Genomic DNA, 23,479 nt, shown 5'->3' with positions numbered 1-23,479 from the left:
AGGGTCACATTGTCCCGCCCATTGCCGCCGTCAACCGTGTCGTTGCCGTCACCGCCACTGATCGTGTCGGCCTGATCGCCCCCGAAGATACTGTCATTGCCAGCACCGCCAGACAGCACGTCGTTGCCGGTGCCACCGCTCAGCGTGTCGTTGCCCGCAAGGCCATCAATCGTGTCGCCATCCGGCGTGCCCATCAACAGGTCATCGCCCGTGGTCGGCCCGGTGGGCGCGGCCACCAGAGCCTCGAACCCGATCAACTCGACATTGTTGAAAATGGATTCGCTGCCCAGCACCGACAGCGCCTGCTCCGTCCAGACAACCCGCAATTCGTTGTCCGCAGTGACAGCCACGGCGGCATCCACATAGCTTTGGCCCAGCGACAGCCCCAGCGGAAAAATCCCGGTGCTTTGCAGGGCCGGGATCACCGTTCCATCCGCGTTGTAGCCGCGGCCAAACACCTCCCACTCCCCGGTGGAGGCAAAGAACTGGCTCCACGTGACGATGAACCCGCCCCCGTCCAGGGCCACCACCGCCGGGTTGAGATGCGTACCGGGCAAGGGATGGGCGACGAACTCTGTCGTGCGCGGCGTGCCGTCGGCATTGTAGATGCGCAGCGTCACATTGCTGAAATCGCCCGTGGCGGCATCATTGGCCGCCCCGCTCCAGCCCACGACAAATCCGCCATCCGCAAGAAGCGTGACCACCGGGTCAAAGATCCCCTCGGGATTGGTGGCCACGGTCTGCGGGCCACCCTGCGCCACGCCGGTGGCATCAAATCGCTGCAGACGCAGCTCGGACGGTGCGCCGGTGGTGACATCGTCATTGCGCCACAGCAGGACAAACCCGCCATCGGCCAGCGCCTCGGTTGCAAGGGCACGTTGCTGTTCGTCCTGATCCGAGGCCAGCGGATGCAGCTCGTCCGGCAAGCGCACCGCAATGGGCACCAACTCTCCGGGCGTCGCGCTATAGACCATGGCGAACATGTCAAAACCGGAATCCGGCCCCCGGTAGAAACTCCCCGTCAGGACAAACCCACCCCCCGTCAGGGCGCTCAGCGCGAACCCTTCATAGGCGGTGTTGTTGGAGAATGCCGGCAGGTTGTCCTCACCGATCAGATACTCGCCAAAGATCTCGGTGCCGAATTGCTCGAGCGTCCCGGTAAAGCCGATATACAGTCTCTGTACACCCGGATCGGGGGGTGGCAGGTCAATGTCCGGGGGCTGAAAGATTTCGATGCTGCCGGTGATATCCGTGCCTGCCGCGTCAAAGCGCCGACCGACAAGGTTGAACCCGGTGTTCCATGCAACCGCAAACCCACCATCGGCCAGCCGTTCGATCTGGGCCTGCCCGCCAGCGCCAAGCTCTTCGGCGCTGCCAATCGCAACGCCCTCGGTATCAAAGCGCTGCATGTAAACAAAGTCACGCCCCGCAAGGCGCGCTGTCCAGACGACAATCGTATCGCCGTTGGCCAGAACGACGATGTCGGCTTCGTTGTTGATGGTGGAAATGGTGCCGCCTACTTCGGTCGGCTCGAATACGGTACTGGGATTGCTTGTCATGAAGCATTTGTAAATCAAGAAAGAACTTCCGTGCACCCCCCAATACGGGCCCGGTGAGTCTGCCCCCTTTTCATGGGGTTCAGACTGCGCGCTGCCTAGAAGATCTCGATTGATCCGGCGAGGCCATCAAGGTTCGACAGAGTGTCGAGATAGATCCCCTGCCCTTCCCCGGCCCGGAAATAGGCGTACCCGTCGCCCAGCTCGAACATCTGGTCCACGACCTGCTGGGCCGTCCGCCCTCCCACAAGCTCCGACGCCAGTTCCAGCGTGTCCACGCCCACTTCGAAATCAAAGATCGTGTCCTCGGAAATGACCGCACCGAAGACAAATGTGTCCGCGCCCCCACCGCCATTGATGCCGTCCCGGCCCAGATCACCGGCCTGCCCCGTATCCACATAGCGGTCGTTGCCCATGCCCATATAGATGCGGTCCTGACCGTTGCCGCCAAAGATCAGGTCATCCCCGTCCCCGCCAAAGATCGTGTCGAACCCGTCGCCGCCAAAGATGTTGTCATTGCCGAGCCGTGCGTTGATCACGTCATTGCCCGTGCCGCCGTGAAATGCGTCATCGCCATTGCCGCCCTCGATGGTGTCATTGCCCAGGCCTCCGAACACCGTGTCGCGGCCCAGTTCGCCCCCCTGACCGTTGTCAAAGAACACGTCATCGCCCTCGTTCAGAAACACCAGATCGCGCCCGTTGCCGCCATAGACGACATCATTGCCGTCACCTGCGCTGATCGTGTCGCTGCCGCCGCCGCCAAAGACATTGTCATTGCCGAGCCGTGCGTTGATCACGTCATTGCCGCGCTGGCCGTGGAACTCGTCGTCGCCATTGCCGCCTTCGATGGTGTCATTGCCCAGGCCCCCGAACACCGTGTCCCGGCCCAGATCGCCCCCCTGACCGTTGTCAAAGAACACGTCATCGCCCTGGTTGAGGTAGATCAGGTCCTGACCGTCCCCGCCCCAGGCGGCATCATTCCCGGCCCCGGCATGGATGGTGTCGAAATTTATGCCCCCAAACAGCGTGTCAGCATCCAGGCTGCCATAAAGCAGATCATTGCCAGCCTCGCCGTGCATCTCATCCCCGCCTGCAATGCTGCTCAGGGTGTCGTCCCCGTCCCCGCCAAAGATCGTATCGGACTGATTAGAGCCTGCTTCCGAGCCTCCTTCGAAGCGATCAGCGCCCGCGCCGAGGAACACCAGATTGCGGCCGCTGTCGCCCACCACCGTGTCCGCCCCGGTGCCTGCGTAAATCGTGTCATTGCCCGTTCCGCCCTCGATCAGGTCGTTGCCAGCCCCCGCGTCCAGAACGTCGTTGCCCGAAAACGCCTGAAGCGTGTCATTGCCGGCACCGCCCACCAGCGTGTCGGCCCCATTGGTGCCTTCCGTCCGGGGTTCGGGCTCAGGCTCGGGTTCGGGGTCCGGGTCGGCCTCCGACAAGACCAGCAGGGGCCGGTCGATGGTCCAGTCGATGGCGGCCATGACCTGCCATTCCGACACCATGCCGCCATCGGCACTGCGCAGCTCAAGCGTTTCACCGCGATAGGTGATCACCGCGCCCCAGGCCCGGCTGGAATATGCGATCTGATCCGTGCTGTAGAGAAAGGAGACATCCGACAGATCAATCCGGTCCACGCCTGCGCGAAACCCGTCGATCACATCATGCTGGCCATCGCCCACCAGCACATAGGTGTTGGCCCCGGCGCCGCCGCGCAGCACATCCTGCCCGGCCCCGTCCTCGAGGATGTCATTGCCCGCACCGCCCTCGATCACGTCGGCCCCGGCAGAGCCCACCAGCATGTCATCGCGGTCCGTGCCCGACAGGGTGCCCCCCGTGCCGACACGCACCTCGCCCTGCCCGGCCAGATCGACCTCAAGCTGGGCAAAGCCCGTTGCGGTGTGCTGCGCCAGCAGGACCTGCAGGTTGCCATCCTGCGCAATGGCCGCAGCCATGCCCGACACGCTGTCCAGCATCGCGCCCGTGGTGCTTTCCAGCGTATCCAGATGCACAAGCCGTCCCAACGGGCCAAGGGCAAACAGGCTGATGCCATCATCGCCGCCAGAGGCCAGCACATAGGTCCAGCCGTCATGGTGGACCACTTCCAGCTCCGTGGCCGATCCGAACCGGCTGAGCTGGTTGTCCAGAATATGATCCGTCACCCGGGGCTGGCCGTCCGTATCCACCGCAATGACGCTCAGGGCGGCACTTTCGCTGGTCTCAGACCGGGTCACGACCAGAACAAAGCCCTGCCCGCCCACAACGGCTGTCTCCATGTCGACGGCCGTCTCGAACAGGCCCAGACCCATTTCGGTGCTGATGGCACCGGCATGCGCCACATGGCCCGAATTGGGGTCGACCTTGAACACGGAAATGCCGGTGTCTTCCAGACAGGCCGTGATCAGGAAATCGTGGCCCCCGAAGGACAGCGCCGCGACGGCGCCGGGTGTGGCGTGAAAGGTATCGCCCTCGTCCCGCGTCACCTGCCCTGCGTTGAAGGTGCTCTCGTCCCCGGCCCGGAAACAGCGCAGGGTGCCGTCGGTTCCGGCCGAAAACAGGTAGCCATTGCCGCTGACCTGATACACCGCATCCTGCGACGCGCTGAGACCATTGCCCTCAAGGGCTGCGGCAGGGCCGATGCTGGCCCCGTCCACCTCAAAGCCCAGAAGCCGGTTGTTGCCTTCGCTGCCCACCGCGACAAAGACGGTGTCGCCGGTGTCGATCAGGGACAGGTTGCCGTTCGATTGATCCCAAAAGGCCTGTGTTAGAGACTGTGTATCCGCGATCTGAGCCTGACCGGCCCCGCCAAAGGTCAGCGTCACCAGACCACCGCCTGCTGCAGACAATGCAACAACCGCCGGCCCCACGGCCGTTGCCATCACCTCAAGGTGATCAACGCCCGTCGCCAGCGGTCCAAGCCCTTGGCCCACAGAACCGGTTACCCTCAACGCAACCATTACAACCCCACTCGTTACTCAAGCGGAAGATGGGGGGGCGGCACGGCAAACGGCGGTCGGCTTTGGGGCCAGATGAAGAACTAAACCAACACTTCGTGGAAAATTTTAGCAGCGGCGCAGGGACAGATCGCAGGCCCAGATCGCAGGCCCGGACGACAGGGCTAGTCCATCAGTTCCTTGTGATAGGCAATGGCCGCACCCAGATCCTCGAAATAGGTGATGGCCCCGTCATCCAGCACCAGACCCACATCGCAGAACTCGCGCACTTCGGGCATGTTGTGGGTCACCAATATGGCGCTTGAGGTCTGCATCCGCGCGCCGAAGACAGCCTTGCTCTTGCGGCGGAACTGCTGGTCGCCGACGGCTGTGACCTCGTCGACAAGATAGGTGTCGAACCGGATCCCCATCGACGCGCCAAAGGCCAGCCGCGACCGCATGCCCGACGAATAGCTGCGCACCGGCATGTGGAAATGGCGCCCGATCTCGGCGAAATCCTCGACAAAGGCGATCAGGCTTTCGGTGTCCACGCCATAGATCCGGGCAATGAAGCGCACGTTCTGGGCCCCGGTCAGATCCGGGTGAAACGATCCGGCAAAGCCCACGGGCCAGGAAATCGTCCCATCCGACACGATCTGGCCGGAATCGGGCAGCATCGTGCCTGCAATCAGCTTGAGCAGGGTCGATTTGCCCGCCCCGTTGCGGCCCAGCAGGGCAATGGACTTGCCGGTGGGCAGCTCCAGCGACAGGTTGTCGATCACCACCCGGCGTTCCCCATCCACCCGGAAGCTCTTGGTCAGGTTCTCGAAACGGATCACAGGGCCGGGTCCTAGCGCCGGTCGCGCAGGCTGTAGTAGATCAACGCCAGGATCGCCCATGTCAGCAGCAGGAACAGCCCCGCAAGGGCCGACAGGATATAGCGCTGCGGATATTCCGAACTGCCCGCCCCCGTCGGCTCGATATAGGTGGCCAGATAGCGGCTGCGCCGGATCCCGTTGGCCCGCGCCACATCCAGCGCGGTCAGCGCCGCGCGATAGGTCTCTTCGGCATATTCGCGATCCACGGTCAGCCGCTCGAATTCGGAGATCAGCGACGGGTAATCGCCCACCAGCGCACCGACATCATCGTCACCCTGGGCAAAGGCCTGCCGCTCGCTGGCAATCCGGGCCCGGATCACCTCGATGCGGCGGCGCGCCTGCGCGGTGCGCGGGTCGTTCGCATTGCTGGTCTGCGCCAGCAGGTCCGCTTCGATCAGCGCCTCGGCCAGTTGCTGTTGCAGGTTGTTCATCACGCCCATGCGGCCCTGGATATCGGCCTCCGGGTCGACAATCTGGGACCGGGTGCGAAACGCGGTCAGGGCCTCGCGCGCGGTCTTGAGCCGCTCCAGCGCCTCGTCCAGATCATCCTGCGCATAGCGGGTCGCATCATCACGCGCCGTCGCGGACAGCTCGTTGATCATGCGTTCGCTCTCGGTCACGATTTCCGTCGCAACGGCCTGCGCATAGTCGGGATCGAACGCGCGCACCTCAATCTCCATCAGCCCCGCCGCCTGATCATAGGAAATGCGGACCACACGGCTCCAGAACCAGACCAGATCCTCGATGGAGGCCTCCGGCCACAGGGAAAAGACCTTGTCGACATCCCAATGCTGTTCGTAATGGCTGCGCAGATCCAGCCGCGCGTCGATGATCTCCACCAGTTCCTGGCTCTGGATGTATTCAAACAGGATATCGGTGTCGGACGAGCCCCCCGCCCCGGCAAACAGGTCCAGCCCGCCCAGCAGGTCGCTGGCGCTGCCGCCCTCGTCCTGGCGCACGGTAAAGGCCGTGACAGAGCCGTACTGGTCCTTGGCCACGCCGAACAGATAGCCGACCGTGCCCAGAAGCGGCAGGATGACCACAAGCATCATCGCAAAGAACACGCCCCAGTGGTGGCGCCGCAGATGGGCGGGCGGGGCGACCCCTGCATTGGACTGCTCCCGCACGGACTGGTCGATCACCCGGCGCGGCATCACATCGGACTGCATCTCTCCGGGCCGGAAGACCGTTTCGGTCTGCTGTGGTGCGCCCGGCCTTGGTCCGGGACCCTGCGGCCCCGCACCCCGTGCACCCATTCCCTGCGACGCAGGAGAGGCCGGGTGTGAAGAAGGATCATGGTCCATTGGAATATCCGGGTCGCCCCCTCCGAGCCGGAATGTCCGGGGCTTCCGCCCTGCCCGGTCGGCGTCCTGCCCTGCAGGCATATCAACCACCTTGTCCGACCCGCTCATGGTCCCGTGCCCCGCAACTGGATGCTTGAAAAGCCTTTCGGCCTTTCTTACTCAAGATCCAGACCAACTTCCAGCAAGGCAATAACATTTCGGATGACCGTTGATTACGCGCCACCTCCTGCCTCTCAGCGCCCGGATGCCACCCGGAGCCGCCGGTCATTTGGCAGCCTGCGGACGATTACCGCCTTGATATTGCGGGAAATGTCCACGCGTTACGGCCGGTCGCCGGGGGGCTATGTCTGGGCGGTTGTCGAACCGCTGGGCGCGATCCTGCTGCTGTCCTTCGGCTTTTCCCTGCTGGTGCGTGCCCCGTCCTTGGGCAACAATTTCATCCTGTTCTATGCCTCGGGCTACCTGACCTTCAACATGTACCAGCAGATTTCGCTCACGGTCTCGCGGGGGATCCAGTTTTCCAGACCCCTGCTGTTCTATCCGGCCGTTACATGGATCGATGCGGTGCTGGCGCGGCTCATTCTCAATGCGCTGACAAGCATCATGGTCAGCATCATCATCCTGTTCATCATCTTTTCCCTGCTGCAGACACGGACCACGATCGATATCGGGCCGGTCCTTCTCAGCCTCGGGCTGGCGGTGCTGTTTGGATTTGGGGTCGGGGTGATGAATTGCGCCCTGTCGGGGCTGTATCCGACATGGGACCTGATCTGGTCCATCGTGACCCGGCCCCTGTTTCTGGCATCGGCCATCTTCTACATCCTCGAAGACCTGCCCCGCACTGTGCAGGCCGTGCTGTGGTACAATCCCCTGATCCATATCTCCGGGATCATGCGGTCCGGGATATATCCGACATATGTGCCGGATTACGTCTCGCTTCCCTTTGTGCTGGCCAGCAGTCTGGGGACCGCGGCCATCGGCATGCTGCTGCTGCACCGGCACCACCGGACCATTCTGGAAAGCTAGGAACAGACTCTAATGTTTCGCGCGCGAAACATTTGAAGACCCTGCCCAACGGCGGACAACCGCATGCTCCACCCCTGTCCGGGCCAGGATGCCGTCGCGCACGGCGCGCAGCATCAGCCCCATGAAGCGGGCCCGCTCCCCGTCATGGGCACGCGCCTTCAGCAACCACTTGGGCACGATGATCAAAAGCACCGGCACAAACAGCCACCCCGCCGCCAACCGGTACAGCATCAACAGGTTGCGGTGGTAGTAATAGACCTTCCACAGGGGCTGAAAGCGGCCCCGCTGACGGGCGCCAAAGGTGGAACAATCATGCTCGAACCGCACCTTGGGCTGAAACAGGATGCGCCCCCCCGCCTGCCGCAGACGCAGCGTATACAGCCCGTCATCGGCATATAGAAACAGGGACGGGTCCGGGTATCCGGCCAGCTCCACCCCACGGCGCGAAATGAAGAAGCCCACGAAAGAGGTGACATCGACCTCAAGGCCCTGCCCCGCCTCGTAATGCGCCGGGCCAAGGTGAAATCCGCCCCGCCCATGGCGCAGCGTGCGCAAAAACTCCTGCCCATGCCAGAACGGGTTCCGCGAGGGGCGGTTCATGTCGCAGATCTGGCCGGTGGGGAAATACACGGCGGCAGAGACCGCCTCGCAGGCATCAAGATCAAGGGCGTGAAAGGCGGCCAGCGCCTCTGGCTGCGGGCGCGCATCATCATCCATCACAACCAGCCAATCGGGGTCGAACCGGTCCATGGCAAGGCGCATGCCCGCTTCGAACCCGCCTGCCCCGCCCCGGTTGGTGACGCTGCGATGCACGGTCAGACGCGGATCGGCCTGCGCGGCCAGCCAGTCCGCCGTGCCGTCACTGGACTGGTTGTCGACCACCACAACACCCTGCAGCTGGCCCTTGGGGCTTTGCAGCAACCGCGACAGGGTCACCTGCAATTGCGCCAGCCGGTCATGCGTGACCACAACTGCCACCAACCGACGCCCGTCGGTGTCCTGCTCGGTCACACCGCTCTCCATTCCCGTCATACGGTCCCAGCAAAGGCCACAGTCCCGCACGCTTGTCAAACCCGCCCCCCTTTTCCAACGGGCACGATCATGCCATGTCCTGTAGGGGGAAAACGGAAAGGGCACAGGGTCCATGCAAATCGAACAGACAGCGCTTGAAGGTGTCGTCATCCTGACCCCTGCGCGCCATCAGGACGGGCGCGGGTTTTTCAGCGAAAGCTGGAACCGGGACCGGATGGCACAGGCCGGGCTGAACTATGATTTCGTGCAGGACAACCATTCGATGTCCCTGACGCCCGGCACGCTGCGCGGTCTGCATTTTCAGGCCCCGCCCCATGCCCAGGCCAAGCTGGTGCGCTGCGGGCGCGGCAGGCTTTTTGACGTGGCCGTCGACATCCGCCGCGGCTCTTCCACCTATGGCCAGTGGGTCGGTGTCGACCTCAGCTTTGACAACGGGCGGCAATTGCTGATCCCCGAAGGGTTCCTGCACGGCTTTGTCACCCGCGAACCCGAGACCGAGGTGATCTACAAATGCTCGCACGGCTATGCGCCCGCTGCCGACGGGGCCGTGCACTGGGACAGCTGCGGCATTGACTGGGGCCTTGAGGGGGCCGCCCCCCTGCTCAGCGACAAGGACGCAGCGGCCCCGCCCTTATCCGCCTTCGACACGCCGTTCTGACGTCAGTGCCGTGACCCATGTCCCGGCCTCCAGGATCATGAAGTCGCGAATGCGGGGGCTGGCCATTTGCCCGTTCGGGCGCCGGTACATCAGAACCATTTCGTCATTGTCGACGATGTCGATCCCCTGCACGACATGCAGTGCAAAATACCGGACCCGGCCATCTTCCATAATACATTTGATCACTGTGGCACTCTCTCTGATTGGCAGTCTTCGGGCGCGCCGCACCGCCCGGTTTCAGGGCCAGACTACACCGCCATGACAGCATGGAAGTAAAGCCCCCAATCCGTCCGGTCTGCATGTGCCGGTCTGGACCCCATTTACCCGATCTGCACAGATTGATAATCACAGGCTCAAAGTATTGGACACAAAATGAAACTTCTTATCACGGGTGGCGCCGGCTTCATTGGATCGGCCGTTGTGCGTCAGGCCATTGCAGCGGGTCATGAGGTGATCAACCTTGATGCGCTGACCTATGCGGCCTGCCTCGACAATGTGGCCGACGTTTCGGATCACCCCGCCTATCATTTCGAACAGGTCGACATTCGCGACCGGGCCGCCCTTGACCGTGTGCTGGCCGCCCATGCCCCCGATGCCATCATGCATCTGGCCGCGGAATCCCATGTGGACCGGTCCATTGATGGCCCTGCGGCCTTTATAGAGACGAATATCACCGGCACCTACACATTGCTGGAAGCCGCCCGAAGCCAGTGGCAGGCCCAGGGGCGCCCCGGCACGTTCCGCTTCCATCATATCTCCACCGATGAGGTATTTGGCAGCCTCGGCGAGACGGGGCTGTTCACCGAAGACACGCCGTATGATCCGCGCAGTCCCTATTCCGCGTCCAAGGCCGCCAGCGACCATCTGGTCCGCGCCTGGCACGAGACCTATGGCCTGCCCGTGGTGCTGACCAATTGTTCGAACAATTACGGCCCCTATCATTTCCCCGAAAAGCTGATCCCGGTAGTGATCCTGAACGCGCTGGCGGGCAAGCCGTTGCCCATCTATGGCGACGGGTCGAACGTGCGCGACTGGCTTTTTGTCGAGGATCACGCCGACGCGCTTTTGCTGGTGCTGCAAAAGGGGCAGGTGGGGCGCAGCTACAATATCGGGGGCGAGAACGAGCGCAGCAATCTGGAACTGGTGCGCAGCTTGTGCGCCATTCTGGACCGGTTGCAGCCCCGCGCGGACGGCGCGCCCTATGCCGATCTGATCACCTTTGTCACCGACCGGCCCGGCCATGATGCGCGCTATGCCATTGACCCCACCCGCCTGCGCGAGGAACTGGGCTGGCGCCCCTCTGTCACGCTGGACGAGGGGCTGGAGCTCACCGTGCGCTGGTATCTGGACAACACCGCCTGGTGGCAGGCACTGCAAGCCCGCGACGGGGTGGGTGACCGGTTGGGAACCGGCACATGACAGTGCTGGTCTTTGGCCAGACAGGGCAGGTGGCGCGCGCCCTTGTGCGGGCGGCCCCCGTGACCGCCCTTGGCCGGGACGTGGCCGACCTGACCGACCCCGACGCCTGCGCCGACCAGATCCGCCAGCATGCCCCTCGGGCCGTCATCAACGCTGCCGCCTACACGGCCGTGGACCGCGCCGAAGAGGAAGAGGCGCTGGCCCATCAGATCAATGCCGACGCCCCCGGTGCCATGGCCCGGACGTGCGCTGATCTGGGCATTCCGTTCCTGCATATCTCGACCGATTACGTCTTTGACGGGGACGGGCAGGGGGCCTGGAGCCCCGACGCGCCGGTGGCCCCGCAGAACGCCTATGGCCGCACCAAGCTGGCCGGGGAAGAGGCGGTGCGCGCCGCAGGGGGGCAGCACGCCATCCTGCGCACGGCGTGGGTGTTTTCCGCGGATGGGGCGAATTTCGTCAAGACCATGCTGCGCCTGTCCGAAACCCGCAGCGCCCTGAGCATCGTGGGCGATCAGCGCGGTGGGCCAACCCCTGCACGGGGCATCGCCGCCGCACTTTTGACCATGGCAAAGGCCATGCAGGATGACGGAAACTTCAGCGGCACGTGGCATTACGCGGGCCAGCCCACCACCACATGGGCGCGTTTCGCGCGCGAAACATTTGCGCTGGCCGGACGGTCGGTCGAGGTGACCGAGATCGCCACCAAAGACTATCCGACCCCGGCCAAACGCCCGCTGAATTCCGAACTGGACTGCACCACATTGACCCAAGACTTTGGCATCACCCCGCCTGACTGGCGGGACGATCTGGCCCAAGTGATCAAGGAGCTTCTGCCATGACCGCACGCAAAGGCATCATTCTGGCCGGGGGGTCGGGCACGCGCCTCTATCCCATCACCATTGGCCTGTCGAAACAGCTGGTGCCGATCTATGACAAGCCGATGATCTATTACCCGCTGTCGGCCCTCATGCTGGCGGGTCTGCGCGAGATCGCGATCATCACCACCCCCGAAGATCAGGCCCAGTTCCAGCGGGCTTTGGGGGATGGCAGCCAATGGGGGCTGTCGTTCACCTACATCGTGCAGCCCAGCCCGGATGGGCTTGCCCAAGCCTATATCCTGGCCGAGGAATTTCTGGACGGCGCGCCTTCGGCCATGGTGCTGGGGGACAACATCTTTTTCGGTCATGGCCTGCCGGAACAGCTGGCGGCAGCGGATGATCTGGACACCGGCGGCACTGTCTTTGCCTACCGGGTGGGCGATCCGGAACGCTATGGTGTGGTGGATTTTGACACCGATGGCACGGTGCGCCAGATCATCGAAAAACCCGAGGTGCCGCCGTCGAACTATGCGGTGACGGGGCTGTATTTCCTGGATGGCACAGCACCCCAGCGCGCCCGTGCCGTCACCCCGTCAGAGCGGGGCGAGCTGGAGATCACGGCGCTTTTGGAAAGCTATCTGGACGACAAGCAACTGCATGTGCAGCAGATGGGGCGGGGCTATGCGTGGCTGGACACCGGCACCCATGCGAGCCTGCTGGATGCGGGCAACTTCGTGCGAACCCTGTCGGAGCGGCAGGGCCTGCAGGTGGGCAGCCCCGAAGAGATCGCGTGGTCCAAGGGGTGGATCAGTGATGCGGAGCTGCAGGACCGTGCCAAGACATTGGCCAAGACATCTTATGGGCAATATCTGCTGGACCTGCTGCGCTGAGCCAAATGTTTCGCGCGCGAAACATTCGCCCCTTTTGATCAGCTTTCGCGTTCCAGCCATTCGAACAGGCGGTCGCGCAAATCCGGCGTCACGGCATGGCCCGAGATCTGGATGGACCCGCTGACGCGGTCGACGCTGACCTTTACGCCGGGGCGCAACTCGCGTTCGGTCATCTGGGCCGTTTTTGCCTTTTTAGGGACTGTTTCCGCGGGTTCCAGAGACTTCGGGCCCTTGGCCAGAAGGTCTGACAGCAACGCCTGTTCCGTCTCGGCGGATCGGTCGGGTTGTATGGACAGAAGCCGGATCAGGGTGCGGGGAAAGGTCGGTTCATCCTCAAGCCGCTTGGCCAGCATGAGGCCCTGCCGTTCGCCAATGCGGTGGGGATGGGCCAGCACCTCATCCAGCGCCTGCACGATGTCGACAAAGGAGCCGATCTTGGACCGTTTGGCGCGCGAGGCGGTGCCAAAGAGGCCGCGCAGCGCCTGTTTCTGATCCTCGAACACGCCCTGTTCCACGGCTTTGACCACGATGCGCGCCCGTTCAAAGTAGCTCAGGCCCACGCGGATCTCGTTTTCCTCGACCATGGCGAGATAGGCGTCCGAAGCCGTCTCTGGCCGCCGCAGGAGCGCCAGTGCCTGCACGGGGTCGGCACTGTCGCTGGCGATGCGTTGCAGGGCCTGACAGCGCCGCCAGCCCGAGATCAGCCCGTAAGCGCCGGGGGCCAGTTCCACCACTTCGATCGGGGTCTGCTGGCCGCGGTCACGGATCGAGGTGACAAGAGCGTCCATCTCGGCATCGTCGGCGGCGACGCGGTCGCGCACCAGATAGTCGAGCTTGATCTGATCCAGCGGGATCTGGGCCACCATGCGCCCCGTTTCGCGCGCCTCTGTCATGGCCGCACTCACGTCGCGCAGGGCGGAAGTGGCGGCGGCATCAGAGGCCACGTCGGCAATGGGTGGACGCAGGCCGGAGCCGGGCAGGGGGGTATCGCCCGCAGAACCGGGCGTGGTGGGCTGCCCCGCAGAACCGGGCGTGGTGGGCTGGCCCATGAAGGCGGGATTGGCGGGCGTCAGGCGTTTGCGTTTGGCCATGTTGGTCCTCCCTTTCCGGGGGCGCGGGTCATGCCGCGTCCTCTTGTGCGTCGCGCCGCCAGCTGCCGATCAGCAATTGCTTGAACGCGGCATAGGTGGCGTCAAAGGTTTCGCGCCCACGCGCATAGGTTTCGCGGTTGAAGTCGCGGTAATCGGCCTCGTAAATGCCTTGGACCTTTTCACCGGCCTGACCGATCAGCGCGGTAAACCCTTGCCGGTGCGGAGACAGCGTTTCACCCAAATAAGCCTGCATTAGAGCCGCAAGTTCGGCCTGTTGCGCCCCGTCATAGCGGGTGACGACGGCGCGGACCGCATCCCACTGGAACGCCATCTCGTCCCGGCCCAGGGCGCGGGCGGCCATATTCTCGGCCTCTTCGATGGACCCAAACGTGGCGTGCAGCATGTCAAAGAAGCGGCCCGTGCTGTCAAATTCGAGGAAAGACGCCCCCATGGGCACCAGCAGGATGTCGGCCGCCGCCAGCCCGTTGATCGTCAGGTATCCAAGGGCCGGGGGCGTATCGAGCAGGATGACATCGTATTGGTCCAGCAGCCCGTCCTGTTCAAAGCTGTCGGTGAGCGCGTCCCACAGCTTCCAGCCCCGCGCCTGCATGCGCCAGACGGGGATCTGGAATTCGGCCCAGTAGAGGTTCAGCTGCGCGCCGATCAGGTCGATATTGGGCCAGTGGGTGTTCTGGACCAGATCGGCGGCGTTGGTCTTCAGCGCCTCGGTCAGCGTGTCGTCGAGGGGCAGGGGGGCTTCGTTCCGGTCGATGCGGCGCTGGTTTTCGCCGCGCAGATGCTGGGCGTAGTGCCGGGCCATCAGGGGAAAGACGGTTTGCCATTCATCCGCCACCTGCCCGCCAAAGATCGAGGTCATGGAGCCTTGGCTGTCCAGATCGACCACCAGCACCTTGTAGCCATCAAGGGCCGCCGACATGGCCAGATGGGCCGCCATCGAGGTCTTGCCCACGCCGCCCTTGAAGTTGGCGACGGCGGTGATTTTCGCGGGCTGTCCTTCGGGGCGGTAGGGCAGGTATTCCTTGGCCTTTGACCCTTCCTGTCCGAAATGGGCGCGCAGGCGCAGCACCTCGTCGAGGGTGAACCACTTGGCGCCGCCTTCGGTCTCGGACGTGCCCTGGGGCAGGTCGGGGTTCTGGCGCAGCACGCGGCGGAAATGGCCGGTGGCGATGGGGATGAGGTATTTGGTGATCTCCCAGGTGGAGAACAGGCGCAGCTGTCGTTGCCCGTTTTCCTGCAGACCCCGGCTGGCCAGATCGCTGCGCCCTGCGGCACAGGCCTTGGCCAATGCGCCAAACGCATCTGTTGTGCTGGGCGTGCCCAGATGGCTTGCCGCCGTGTCCGGATCAATGTTGAAATAGGGGGGCGGGTCGCTTGGGGTGCGTCCGGTCATCTCTGCTCATGTTCCTTGTTTTGGCCCTTATACCACAAAAAGCGCAACATGGAACAAATCGTGCAACAGAGATGTCTGTTTCCCCTATTTTTCTAAGCATATGAGGGCGCTGGCAACCGTGCTGATCGCTTTTTTCAGTTAGTTTGTTGTTATTTATTCGTTACGGGATCTGGTGCGTGTGTGATTTTGCCTTTGAATCAAGGGATTGATCCATGGATTTTGGGATGCAGTGACTCTGATCCCCCGAAAGACTGACTCTGAACCCCCGCTGAAGCGACTCTGATCCGCCGAAGCGGTGCTGGACGCATCCTGTGGATAACTTTAGGGTCAGCGTCACTGAAACCCCGAAGAACAGGGGGCAGATTCGGGCGCTGGATCACAGCGCCGGCAACACGGGCAGGGCAGCCATGTCAGAGGCAATCGCAAAGAGGGGCGGCAGCGCATTTTTCGTGTGCGATATTTTCGATGCCAGTCCCAAGGATGATCTGGGCACGATGGAGCATCCGATCTTTTCGCTGAGCACGCGGCCTGACCGGCGCATCCTGTCCTATACCCACAATGACGTGCAGGTGGATGTGACCCCAAGCGTGCGGGGCCGCGCGACGATCCATGACAAGGACATCCTGATCTATTGCATCAGCCAGTTGATGGCGGCGCTGAATGCGGGCCGCACCATTTCGCGCACCTTGCAGATCAAGGCGCATGACCTGCTGGTGGCCACGCGGCGCGACACGTCGGGCGACGGCTACGGGCGGCTGCGCGATGCGTTCGAGCGGTTGGCGGGCACCCGCATCACCACCAATCTGAGCACGGGCGGCGTCGAGGTCACCCAAGGCTTCGGCCTGATCGAAAGCTGGGAGATCGTGCGCAAGGCGCCCGCAGCCGGGGGCAGGGGCGGGCGCATGGTCAGCGTCATGGTCACCTTGAGCGAGTGGATATTCCGCGCCGTGCAGTCGAAATCGGTGCTGACGCTGAACCGTGAATACTTTGCCCTGCGCAAACCGCTGGAGCGGCGGATCTATGAATTGGCGCGCAAGCATTGCGGGCGGCAGCCTGAATGGCGGGTGAGCGTGACGACCCTGCACAAGAAGGCCGGATCGGCGGCCCCCCTGCGCGTGTTCCGGGCCGCCGTGCGGCGGATGATGCAGGATGATCTTTTGCCCGATTATACGCTGAGTGAATTGCCGGGCGATCTGGTGCTGGTGCGCCGGGAGGCACAGGTGCTGGCGGTGGGCGAGGGGCCTGTGCTGGGCACGGAGGTCCTTGAGGCGGCCCGCGCGCTGGCACCGGGGGCGGATGTCTATGCGCTGGAGGCGGCCTGGCAGGGGTTCTGGATCGACAGTGGTCGTCCGCGCCTGAGCGATCCGGACCGCGCGTTCCTGGGCTGGGTCAAGTCGCAGGCGGGGGTGGCTGCGAAGCGGTGAGTTTGAGCGCGATGTTCAGGGGATGCCGACCCGGGCTGAACCCCGAGGGGGCGAATGGAAAGGCGGCGCATGCAAAATCTCTCAACCGCGCCCAGGCTGACGACCGGGCGGTTGGTTTTGCGGGGACCCGAGCGGGAGGATTTACCCGCCTTCACCCGTTTCATGACCAGTGCCCCGTCGATGAAAGCGCAGGGCGAGACGATCTCGGCGGAGCAGGCCTGGTTCGGGTTTCTGAGCGGCATTGGCCACTGGCACTGGCACGGCTTCGGCTTCTTTATGGTTGTGGACCAGCGGACGGGGGATGCGATCGGCCGGGTGGGTTTGATCAAGCATGCGGGGTGGCCGGACACAGAGCTGGCATGGCATCTGTTTGAAGGCGCGGAGGGACAGGGCTTTGCCACGGAAGCCGCGATGGCCGTCAAGACATGGGCCTCTGAGGATCTGGGGCTGGAGCGGCTCTACAGCTATATAGACATCGACAATACGCGGTCACAGGCTGTGGCAAGAAGGCTGGGCGCCGTCACGGACGGAACACGGGCCGCCCATGACGCGGAGGCGGAGGTGTGGGTGCACAGGATGGACAGCCATGGGGCTTTTGACAGGACCTGAAGCACCTGCGGCCTGACTCGTGGAGTTCAACGCGTGACGTGATTTTCGACGTCTCAGGTATTCCGAGACCTGTGGTTCGCGCCCGAGACATGGCGCGCCGCCTGTGTGCACGGGGTCAAGGCGATTTAAATCTGCGGAGAGGGGCCAGACCGCGGTCTGACGCGGCACGGCTGCCGTGGGGGCCGTGTCCCTCTTCCTTGCCCACCCCAAAGCTGAACCATCCGTTAACCCACCGCGCGCTTTGCTGAGCGGTCGTTAACGCTCTGTTCATAAAACACGTGTCGATCCGATCCTCACGCAAGGACCTTTCCCCATGCCCGACACGACCGCCCGCCTGGGCCTGCCTGTGATTATGCCCTCGCAGGCGCAAAAGCATGTCACCCACAACGAAGCGCTTGTTCTGCTGGATGGCATCACGCAGCTGGTGGTGAGCGCACATGGCGCTGCAACCCCACCCGCCCTGCCCGCCGAGGGAGAGATCTATGCGCTGGGGCCTGCCCCGACGGGGGACTGGGCCGGTCAGGCCGGCATGCTGGCGCAATGGGTCGGGACCTATTGGCACTTCATCGCGCCGCAAGAGGGCTGGCTGGCCTGGGATATCGAGACAACTGCCCTGCTGGTCCACCGCGGGGGCGACTGGCAATCCGCGGTTGGCAGCTTTGCGGAGCTGGGCATCGGCACGGCTGCGGATGACCTCAACCGCTTTGCCGTGTCGTCGGATGCGTCGCTGCTGACCCATGCGGGGGGTGGCCATCAGCTCAAGGTCAACAAGGCCGGGATATCCGACACCAATTCCCTGCTGTTTCAGACCAACTGGTCGGGCCGGGCCGAAATGGGTTGTGCGGGCAATGATGATTTCTCGGTCAAGGTGTCGGCGGATGGCACCACCTTCCATGACGGCCTTGTGGTCGATGCGGCCAGCGGGGCGGTGCGCTTTCCCAACGGGATCGCGGGCACGGGATCCGCGGCGGGGCCGATGGGCGGTCAGGTCGTGGCCTTTGTGGCAGAGCGCAACAGCACTGTGTCGGCCGGCATGAACATGTCCTTTGGAAATGGGGCCACGGATACGGCGGGCCCGGTTGTGCCGTTCGACGCGCGCGTCGTGGCCACGACCCTGTCCATCCGCAGCGGATCGGGCGGGCTGACAAGTTTTGATCTGGCGCTGGACGACGTGACCGATCCCGCGTTCCGGGTGTCGCTGAACTATTCCGGATCGGGGGATGTCGAAACGGCTGTGGCCGATTTCTCGGCCGCCCCGCGTGTCATCCCTGCGGGCACGGCGCTGTCGCTGGTCTGTTCGGGCACGCAAGGTGCGTCGAAACTGGTGGGCACGATTTACGTGATGTTCGACTGACGGGATCAGGGCGTTGTGCCGATGGGTCGAGGCCAGATTGACCTTCGGGACGTGCCGAGGTGCTTTTGGGGGACTGGCTGGATTGAGCCCTGCGTGGTCATCGAATCCCAGACAGACAGAGGGCCGTGCCCGACCTCGGGCGGGCGTCCGCACGTCGAGCGGTGTGATTTATGGTTCGTATTTGCCTGCGACGGTCGTTCTGCGCGCCAACGGTGTCATGCGCCCTCCCGGGGGGAGGTCGGGCGCGGCCCGGCGCGCTGCGCGCTTGGCTCCGGGCCAGGACGCGCAGTATCGGCATCGCGCAGTGCCAGGAGGTGAATGTCAGCTAGGAGCCTTTTGTGCAGATTTGATTGCTGAGGTATTGTCAAAGTGCCTAAGCGTATACAGGACTGAATTCGTGCGAAATCTGATGGCGAGCTTCTTGATAGCTGTTTCGGCACTAGCCCATGGGTTTTGGAGAGCTGGCAACAAGTTGCATCATGTGTTTGGGGCGATCCTTGTCGTCTCCATCGCAATAATTGTTTTGCCTGTTTCACTCGTTAAGCGCATCACTGGCGGAGCTCCGAAGCGGACAGGTGACAATAACGAATAACCGCTCCGTCCGCACAGCCGTTTCTGATCCCGGTCCGGTCAGTGCGCGCAAGACGGGGCGTCGCCGTCTCTATTTGTCGTAATAGTCTCTGAACCAGCGCACGAAGGCATCGATGCCGGTCTGCACGTCGGTCTGGGGTTGATACCCGGTCAATTGGCGCAACAGGTCCGCATTGGCCCATGTCGCTTCCAGATCGCCGGGCTGCATGCCCATGTAATTGCGCACCGCCTTTTGGCCCAGGCTGGTTTCGAGCGCGTCGATGAAATCCAGAAGCCGGACCTTGGTCGAGTTGCCGATATTGACGATGCGGTAGGGGGCCACGGGGCTGAGCGAGTCTCCTGCCGCGATATCTTCCGGGCTGTCGGGGCGCTGCGGCACCGCGTCGATCAGGAGCCGGATGCCCCGCACCAGATCGTCCACATAGGTAAAGTCGCGATACATCTGGCCGTGGTTGTAGATGTCGATGGGCCGCCCATCGAGGATCGCGTCGGCGAATTTGAAAAACGCCAGATCGGGCCGCCCCCATGGCCCGTAAACGGTGAAAAACCGGAACATGGTCGTGGGCAGGTCGTGCAGGTGGGCATAGGCGTGGGCCATGCTTTCGCCCGCCTTCTTGGTGGCCCCGTAGATCGTCAGCTGGGTGTCGGCCTTGTCGACCTCGGCAAAGGGCATGGATGTGTTGGCCCCGTAGACCGAGGACGAGGACGCAATGAGCAGGTGGGCCACGCCGTGCCGCCGGGCGGCCTCGATCACGTTGAAGCTGCCCATGACATTGCTGTCGATATAGGCGCGGGGTGCCTCAAGGCTGTGGCGCACCCCGGCCTGTCCGGCCAGATGCACGATGATGTCGGGCTGGAACGCGTCTGCGGTCCGGTCCAGCAGCGGCTGGTCTTCGAGCAGGCCTTCGGTCACGGCGAAATGCTGGTTTTGCAGCAAGGCGGCGTGGCGGGCCCGTTTCAGGGACACGTCATAGTAATCGGTCATGCCGTCAAAGCCGTGCACGACATGGCCCTCGGCCAGAAGCAGTCTGGCCAGGTGAAAGCCGATGAATCCGGCGGTGCCGGTCACCAGGATGCGGCGGGGTGTGGACAATAGGGGGGGCAGGGGAAGGTCTCTGATACGGAGCAAGTGACGGCTGAGCGCAAGCTCTAGCGCCCCGCACCCGGAGTGTCACCCGCAATCGCGTCTGTTGTGATGCCCCGTGAGGGGGCGCCATTTTGCTGCATCTGGAAACCTATGGCCCACCCGGCGGCGCTGAGCTATGCAGCGGGCAACAGGTGTTCAATTGGAGACGGGCCGTCATGACGAAAATTGCAGTTGCCGGTATTGGCTATGTCGGCCTGTCAAACGCGGTCTTGCTGTCGCAGCACAACAGCGTGGTGGCCGTGGATCTGGACCCGGAGCGGGTGGACCTTTTGAAGAACCGCAAATGCCCGATCATCGACCCGGAGCTGGAGCAGTTTCTGGCGGAAAAGCCGCTGGACCTGACCGCGACGCTGGACGGCGCGGCGGCCTACCGCGATGCGGAGTTCGTGATTGTCGCCACCCCCACCAATTACGATCCGACCACCAACTTCTTTGACACTTCAAGCGTCGAGGCGGTGATCTCCCAGACCATTGCGGTCAATCCGCAGGCCACCATCGTGGTCAAGTCGACCATCCCGGTGGGCTTCACGGATCGCATCAGTGCAGAGCTGAACACGGATCAGGTGATCTTCAGCCCCGAGTTCCTGCGCGAGGGGCAGGCGCTTTACGACAACCTGCACCCGTCGCGCATCGTGGTGGGCGAGGACAGCGCGCGGGGGCGCCGGTTTGCCGAGCTGCTGGCGCAGGGGGCCGAGGACGAGGATGTGCCGATGCTGTTCACCGACGCGTCCGAGGCCGAAGCGATCAAGCTGTTTGCCAACACGTTCCTGGCCATGCGCGTGGCCTATTTCAACGAGCTTGACAGCTACGCGCTGGCCAATGGTCTCAAGTCGCGCCAGATCATCGACGGGGTGTGTCTGGATCCGCGCGTGGGTGATCACTACAACAACCCGTCCTTCGGCTATGGCGGCTATTGCTTGCCCAAGGACAGCAAGCAGTTGCTGGCGAACTATGCCAACGTGCCGCAAAACATGATCCGCGCGATTGTCGACGCCAACCGCACCCGCAAGGATTTCGTGGCCGAACAGATCCTCGCCCGCGCGCCCAAGGTGGTGGGCATCCACCGTCTGGTGATGAAATCGGACTCGGACAATTTCCGCCAAAGCTCGGTCCAGGGCATCATGAAGCGGATCAAGGCCAAGGGTGTCGATGTCATCGTCTATGAGCCCGCCCTTGAGGACGCGGATTTCTTTGGATCGGAGGTGCTGCATGATCTCGAGACGTTCAAACAGCAGGCCGACGTCATCGTGGCCAACCGCAGGACGCCGGAACTGGCCGATGTCGAAGACAAGGTGTTCACGCGGGATCTGTTTGGGGTAAATTGACCTTTCGAGCCAAGTGAGGTCGCCCCGGATGCCAAAGCCCCCCTTTCGCCCTTTCAAACCCGCAGGTGCGGGGCGGCGCAAGAAGGCGGTCAAGGCCACGCAGCGGGCCTCTCCGGAGGCGTTCCCCGACAAGGATGCGGCAGGGCAGTTCCTGTTTCAGATCATCCTGCCCCCCTCGCTGCGCTGGAGCTTCATCTCGGTCGGCAAAAGCGCGTCCACCTCGACGCTGCATGCGCTTTACGAGGCGGAGTTTGGCCATCCCCTGACCGCGGACCTGACGCCGCTGCACGACATCAACCCGGATGCCGCGATCCATACGCTGCCCGAACACGGCATCTTTGGCCGGGCCCTGCATCAGGGGCTGTCGATGCCGGATCTTCTGGCGCTGCCGCAACTGGAGCAGCGCATCTGCGTTGTGCGCGACCCGCTTGAGCGGGCGATCTCGGGCTTTCGGTACATCTGCAAGTCGCACCACCTCAAGGCGCGCTGGTTTGCCCGCGAGCGGTTCGAGATGGATGCGGCCGTGGGCTTTGACTGGGACCGACACACCGACACGGTGCAGGGGTTTGAGCGGTTTCTGGCCTTCCTTGCCTGGCAGATGGACGCCAGTGGCGTGGACAGGCTGAACGGGCATTGGCGCCCGCAGACGGCCTTTATCAAGCCCGAGGTCTACCGCCCCACGCTGATCGGTCGGATGGAGGATGTGCCCGCCTATTTCAAAGCGCTGTCAGCGCAGCTGGGTGCTGCGCCACGGGGGGCGGAATATCGGAAAAACCCTCAGGCGGATATGGATATATCGGTGTTTTGTTCGCCCGCCGCCCGCCGCCACTGTGCCGAGATTTTCGCCCCCGATTATGAGGCATTTGAATACGCGTCCCCGCTGCCCGGGCCCGATTGACGCGCAAGGACGGCGCGTGAGCGCCTGTCGACGGGGCGGGGCGGGGGCGGGTCGGGACGTGGTCCGCGGGCTTTCAGGGCTGGAAATCCAAATTTTGGGCAGCGCCTGTTTCATAGGCAGAGATGCGCCGCGCCGCCGTCATCGTGGGTTGATATCCATAGGTGCATATGAGAGGCATTGGCCGTATTTCTGGTTATTGTTGAGGCTGCCATGAACCGTAAAGTTACCAAAGCCATCTTCCCAGTGGCGGGCCTTGGCACCCGCTTTCTGCCTGCTACAAAATCCGTTCCCAAGGAGATTATGACCTTGGTGGACAAGCCCTTGATCCAATACGCGGTGGACGAAGCCCGCGCGGCGGGGATCAAGGAATTCATCTTTGTCACCTCGCGCGGCAAGGGTGCGCTGGAGGACTATTTCGACCATGCCCCGCAGTTGGAAAACGAGCTGCGCAAGAAGGGCAAGGACGCGCTTCTGGAGATCCTCAAGAACACCAATATGGACTCGGGCGAGGTTGCCTATATGCGCCAGCACAAGGCCCTTGGCCTGGGCCACGCGGTCTGGTGCGCGCGCCGCCTGATCGGCAATGAACCCTTTGCCGTCATCCTGCCCGACGATGTGATCGCGGCGGAACGACCCTGCCTTGGGCAGATGGTCGACGCCTATGCCGAGACCGGGGGCAACATGGTGGCCGCCATGGAGGTGCGCCCCGACCAGACCTCGAGCTATGGCATTCTGGACATTGATCAGGACATGGGCGCTGTCGCGTCGGTCAAGGGCATGGTGGAAAAGCCTGCGCAGGAAGACGCCCCATCGAACCTTGCCGTCATTGGCCGGTACATCCTGAACCCAAGCGTGCTGCGCACCCTCAACAAGCTGAAATCGGGGGCGGGCGGTGAAATCCAGCTGACCGATGCCATCGCCGCAGAGATTGGCGAGGACAGGGCCGGCGTCTATGGCTACCGCTTTCAGGGGCAGCGCTTTGATTGCGGGTCCAAGTCCGGGTTCCTGCAAGCCACCGTGGCCTTTGGTCTGGCGCGCGCTGAATTGCGTGATGAGCTGCATGAGTATCTGGAAAGCATGCTGGCCTACCGAAACGCGGCGGAGTAAGGCCC

Annotated in this window: 20 protein-coding genes; 11 read left to right on the top strand and 9 right to left on the bottom strand. The window is 63.3% G+C overall.

What is annotated here, in order from left to right; genetic code table 11:
- The 4 genes from Q1A32_RS23315 to Q1A32_RS23300 form a co-directional block, all read right to left on the bottom strand.
- Window positions 1-1,559: calcium-binding protein (locus Q1A32_RS23315; protein ID WP_369427639.1), on the bottom strand; the 1,559-nt coding region annotated here is incomplete at its 3' end.
- 95 nt (window positions 1,560-1,654) lie between these two features.
- The gene (locus Q1A32_RS23310; protein ID WP_299658263.1) at window positions 1,655-4,513 is read right to left on the bottom strand and encodes a hypothetical protein; all 2,859 of its coding nucleotides are present in this window, start codon (window positions 4,511-4,513) and stop codon (window positions 1,655-1,657) included.
- A gap of 161 nt (window positions 4,514-4,674) precedes the next feature.
- Window positions 4,675-5,328 carry an ABC transporter ATP-binding protein gene (locus tag Q1A32_RS23305; protein ID WP_299615973.1) on the bottom strand — a complete coding sequence of 218 codons (654 nt, stop codon included), beginning with the start codon at window positions 5,326-5,328 and terminating at the stop codon, window positions 4,675-4,677.
- 11 nt (window positions 5,329-5,339) lie between these two features.
- Window positions 5,340-6,779, bottom strand: a complete 1,440-nt coding sequence (locus Q1A32_RS23300) for a sugar transporter (RefSeq protein ID WP_299658261.1) — start codon at window positions 6,777-6,779, stop codon at window positions 5,340-5,342.
- Between the two features lie 93 nt (window positions 6,780-6,872).
- Here Q1A32_RS23300 and Q1A32_RS23295 point away from each other — a divergent pair, with 93 nt between their 5' ends.
- Window positions 6,873-7,697 carry an ABC transporter permease gene (locus Q1A32_RS23295; protein ID WP_299658259.1) on the top strand — a complete coding sequence of 275 codons (825 nt, stop codon included), beginning with the start codon at window positions 6,873-6,875 and terminating at the stop codon, window positions 7,695-7,697.
- Between the two features lie 9 nt (window positions 7,698-7,706).
- On the opposite strand, the gene Q1A32_RS23290 is transcribed toward Q1A32_RS23295, so the two are convergent.
- On the bottom strand, window positions 7,707-8,708 hold the full coding sequence (locus Q1A32_RS23290; RefSeq protein WP_299658257.1) for a glycosyltransferase: 1,002 nt from the start codon (window positions 8,706-8,708) through the stop codon (window positions 7,707-7,709).
- 133 nt (window positions 8,709-8,841) lie between these two features.
- On the opposite strand from Q1A32_RS23290, the gene rfbC reads away from it, so the two are divergent.
- Complete coding sequence (rfbC, locus tag Q1A32_RS23285) at window positions 8,842-9,387, top strand: dTDP-4-dehydrorhamnose 3,5-epimerase (protein ID WP_299658255.1); 546 nt, start codon at window positions 8,842-8,844, stop codon at window positions 9,385-9,387.
- Here rfbC and Q1A32_RS23280 read toward each other — a convergent pair.
- Complete coding sequence (locus Q1A32_RS23280) at window positions 9,361-9,573, bottom strand: hypothetical protein (RefSeq protein ID WP_299658253.1); 213 nt, start codon at window positions 9,571-9,573, stop codon at window positions 9,361-9,363. The two genes, rfbC and Q1A32_RS23280, sit on opposite strands and share 27 nt — an antisense overlap.
- A gap of 186 nt (window positions 9,574-9,759) precedes the next feature.
- Between Q1A32_RS23280 and rfbB the strand changes: the two genes are divergently transcribed.
- The 3 genes from rfbB to rfbA are packed head-to-tail and all read left to right on the top strand — an operon-like array spanning window position 9,760 to window position 12,517.
- On the top strand, window positions 9,760-10,806 hold the full coding sequence (gene rfbB, locus Q1A32_RS23275; RefSeq protein WP_299658251.1) for a dTDP-glucose 4,6-dehydratase: 1,047 nt from the start codon (window positions 9,760-9,762) through the stop codon (window positions 10,804-10,806).
- Window positions 10,803-11,648, top strand: coding sequence for a dTDP-4-dehydrorhamnose reductase (gene rfbD, locus Q1A32_RS23270; protein WP_299658249.1), 846 nt, complete (start codon window positions 10,803-10,805; stop codon window positions 11,646-11,648). The genes rfbB and rfbD overlap by 4 nt, the downstream gene beginning before the upstream one ends.
- On the top strand, window positions 11,645-12,517 hold the full coding sequence (rfbA, locus tag Q1A32_RS23265) for a glucose-1-phosphate thymidylyltransferase RfbA (protein ID WP_299658247.1): 873 nt from the start codon (window positions 11,645-11,647) through the stop codon (window positions 12,515-12,517). Before rfbD ends, rfbA begins: the two co-directional genes overlap by 4 nt.
- Before the next feature lie 38 nt (window positions 12,518-12,555).
- Here the strand turns inward: rfbA and Q1A32_RS23260 are convergent, their stop codons facing one another.
- Both Q1A32_RS23260 and Q1A32_RS23255 read right to left on the bottom strand, forming a co-directional pair.
- A complete protein-coding gene (locus tag Q1A32_RS23260) occupies window positions 12,556-13,608 on the bottom strand; it encodes a ParB N-terminal domain-containing protein (protein WP_299658245.1) in 1,053 nt (350 codons plus the stop codon).
- A 28-nt stretch (window positions 13,609-13,636) separates the two neighbouring features.
- Window positions 13,637-15,019 (bottom strand): AAA family ATPase, encoded by a 1,383-nt coding sequence (locus Q1A32_RS23255; RefSeq protein WP_299658242.1) that lies wholly within the window; start codon window positions 15,017-15,019, stop codon window positions 13,637-13,639.
- Window positions 15,020-15,426: 407 nt separating this feature from the next.
- On the opposite strand from Q1A32_RS23255, the gene Q1A32_RS23250 reads away from it, so the two are divergent.
- The 3 genes from Q1A32_RS23250 to Q1A32_RS23240 all read left to right on the top strand — a co-directional run bounded on the left by Q1A32_RS23250 (window position 15,427) and on the right by Q1A32_RS23240 (window position 18,406).
- Window positions 15,427-16,443, top strand: coding sequence for a replication initiator protein A (locus tag Q1A32_RS23250; RefSeq protein WP_299658241.1), 1,017 nt, complete (start codon window positions 15,427-15,429; stop codon window positions 16,441-16,443).
- 69 nt (window positions 16,444-16,512) lie between these two features.
- Window positions 16,513-17,052 (top strand): GNAT family N-acetyltransferase, encoded by a 540-nt coding sequence (locus Q1A32_RS23245; RefSeq protein ID WP_299658239.1) that lies wholly within the window; start codon window positions 16,513-16,515, stop codon window positions 17,050-17,052.
- Between the two features lie 313 nt (window positions 17,053-17,365).
- Window positions 17,366-18,406, top strand: coding sequence for a DUF2793 domain-containing protein (locus tag Q1A32_RS23240; RefSeq protein WP_299658237.1), 1,041 nt, complete (start codon window positions 17,366-17,368; stop codon window positions 18,404-18,406).
- Window positions 18,407-19,067: 661 nt separating this feature from the next.
- On the opposite strand, the gene Q1A32_RS23235 is transcribed toward Q1A32_RS23240, so the two are convergent.
- Window positions 19,068-20,126: an NAD-dependent epimerase/dehydratase family protein gene (locus Q1A32_RS23235; RefSeq protein WP_299658235.1), complete on the bottom strand. Its 1,059-nt coding sequence runs from the start codon at window positions 20,124-20,126 to the stop codon at window positions 19,068-19,070.
- A 173-nt stretch (window positions 20,127-20,299) separates the two neighbouring features.
- Here Q1A32_RS23235 and Q1A32_RS23230 point away from each other — a divergent pair, with 173 nt between their 5' ends.
- From Q1A32_RS23230 to galU, 3 genes are all read left to right on the top strand, one after another.
- Window positions 20,300-21,469 carry a nucleotide sugar dehydrogenase gene (locus Q1A32_RS23230; protein ID WP_299658232.1) on the top strand — a complete coding sequence of 390 codons (1,170 nt, stop codon included), beginning with the start codon at window positions 20,300-20,302 and terminating at the stop codon, window positions 21,467-21,469.
- Window positions 21,470-21,497: 28 nt separating this feature from the next.
- Window positions 21,498-22,367: a sulfotransferase family 2 domain-containing protein gene (locus Q1A32_RS23225; RefSeq protein ID WP_299658230.1), complete on the top strand. Its 870-nt coding sequence runs from the start codon at window positions 21,498-21,500 to the stop codon at window positions 22,365-22,367.
- A gap of 210 nt (window positions 22,368-22,577) precedes the next feature.
- On the top strand, window positions 22,578-23,474 hold the full coding sequence (gene galU, locus Q1A32_RS23220) for a UTP--glucose-1-phosphate uridylyltransferase GalU (protein WP_299615936.1): 897 nt from the start codon (window positions 22,578-22,580) through the stop codon (window positions 23,472-23,474).
- Window positions 23,475-23,479: the final 5 nt, after the last annotated feature.

Origin of the sequence: uncultured Tateyamaria sp. (assembly GCF_947503415.1) — a bacterium.
Classification (GTDB): Bacteria; Pseudomonadota; Alphaproteobacteria; order Rhodobacterales; family Rhodobacteraceae; genus Tateyamaria.
This window is presented reverse-complemented; position numbering and strand designations above follow the sequence as displayed.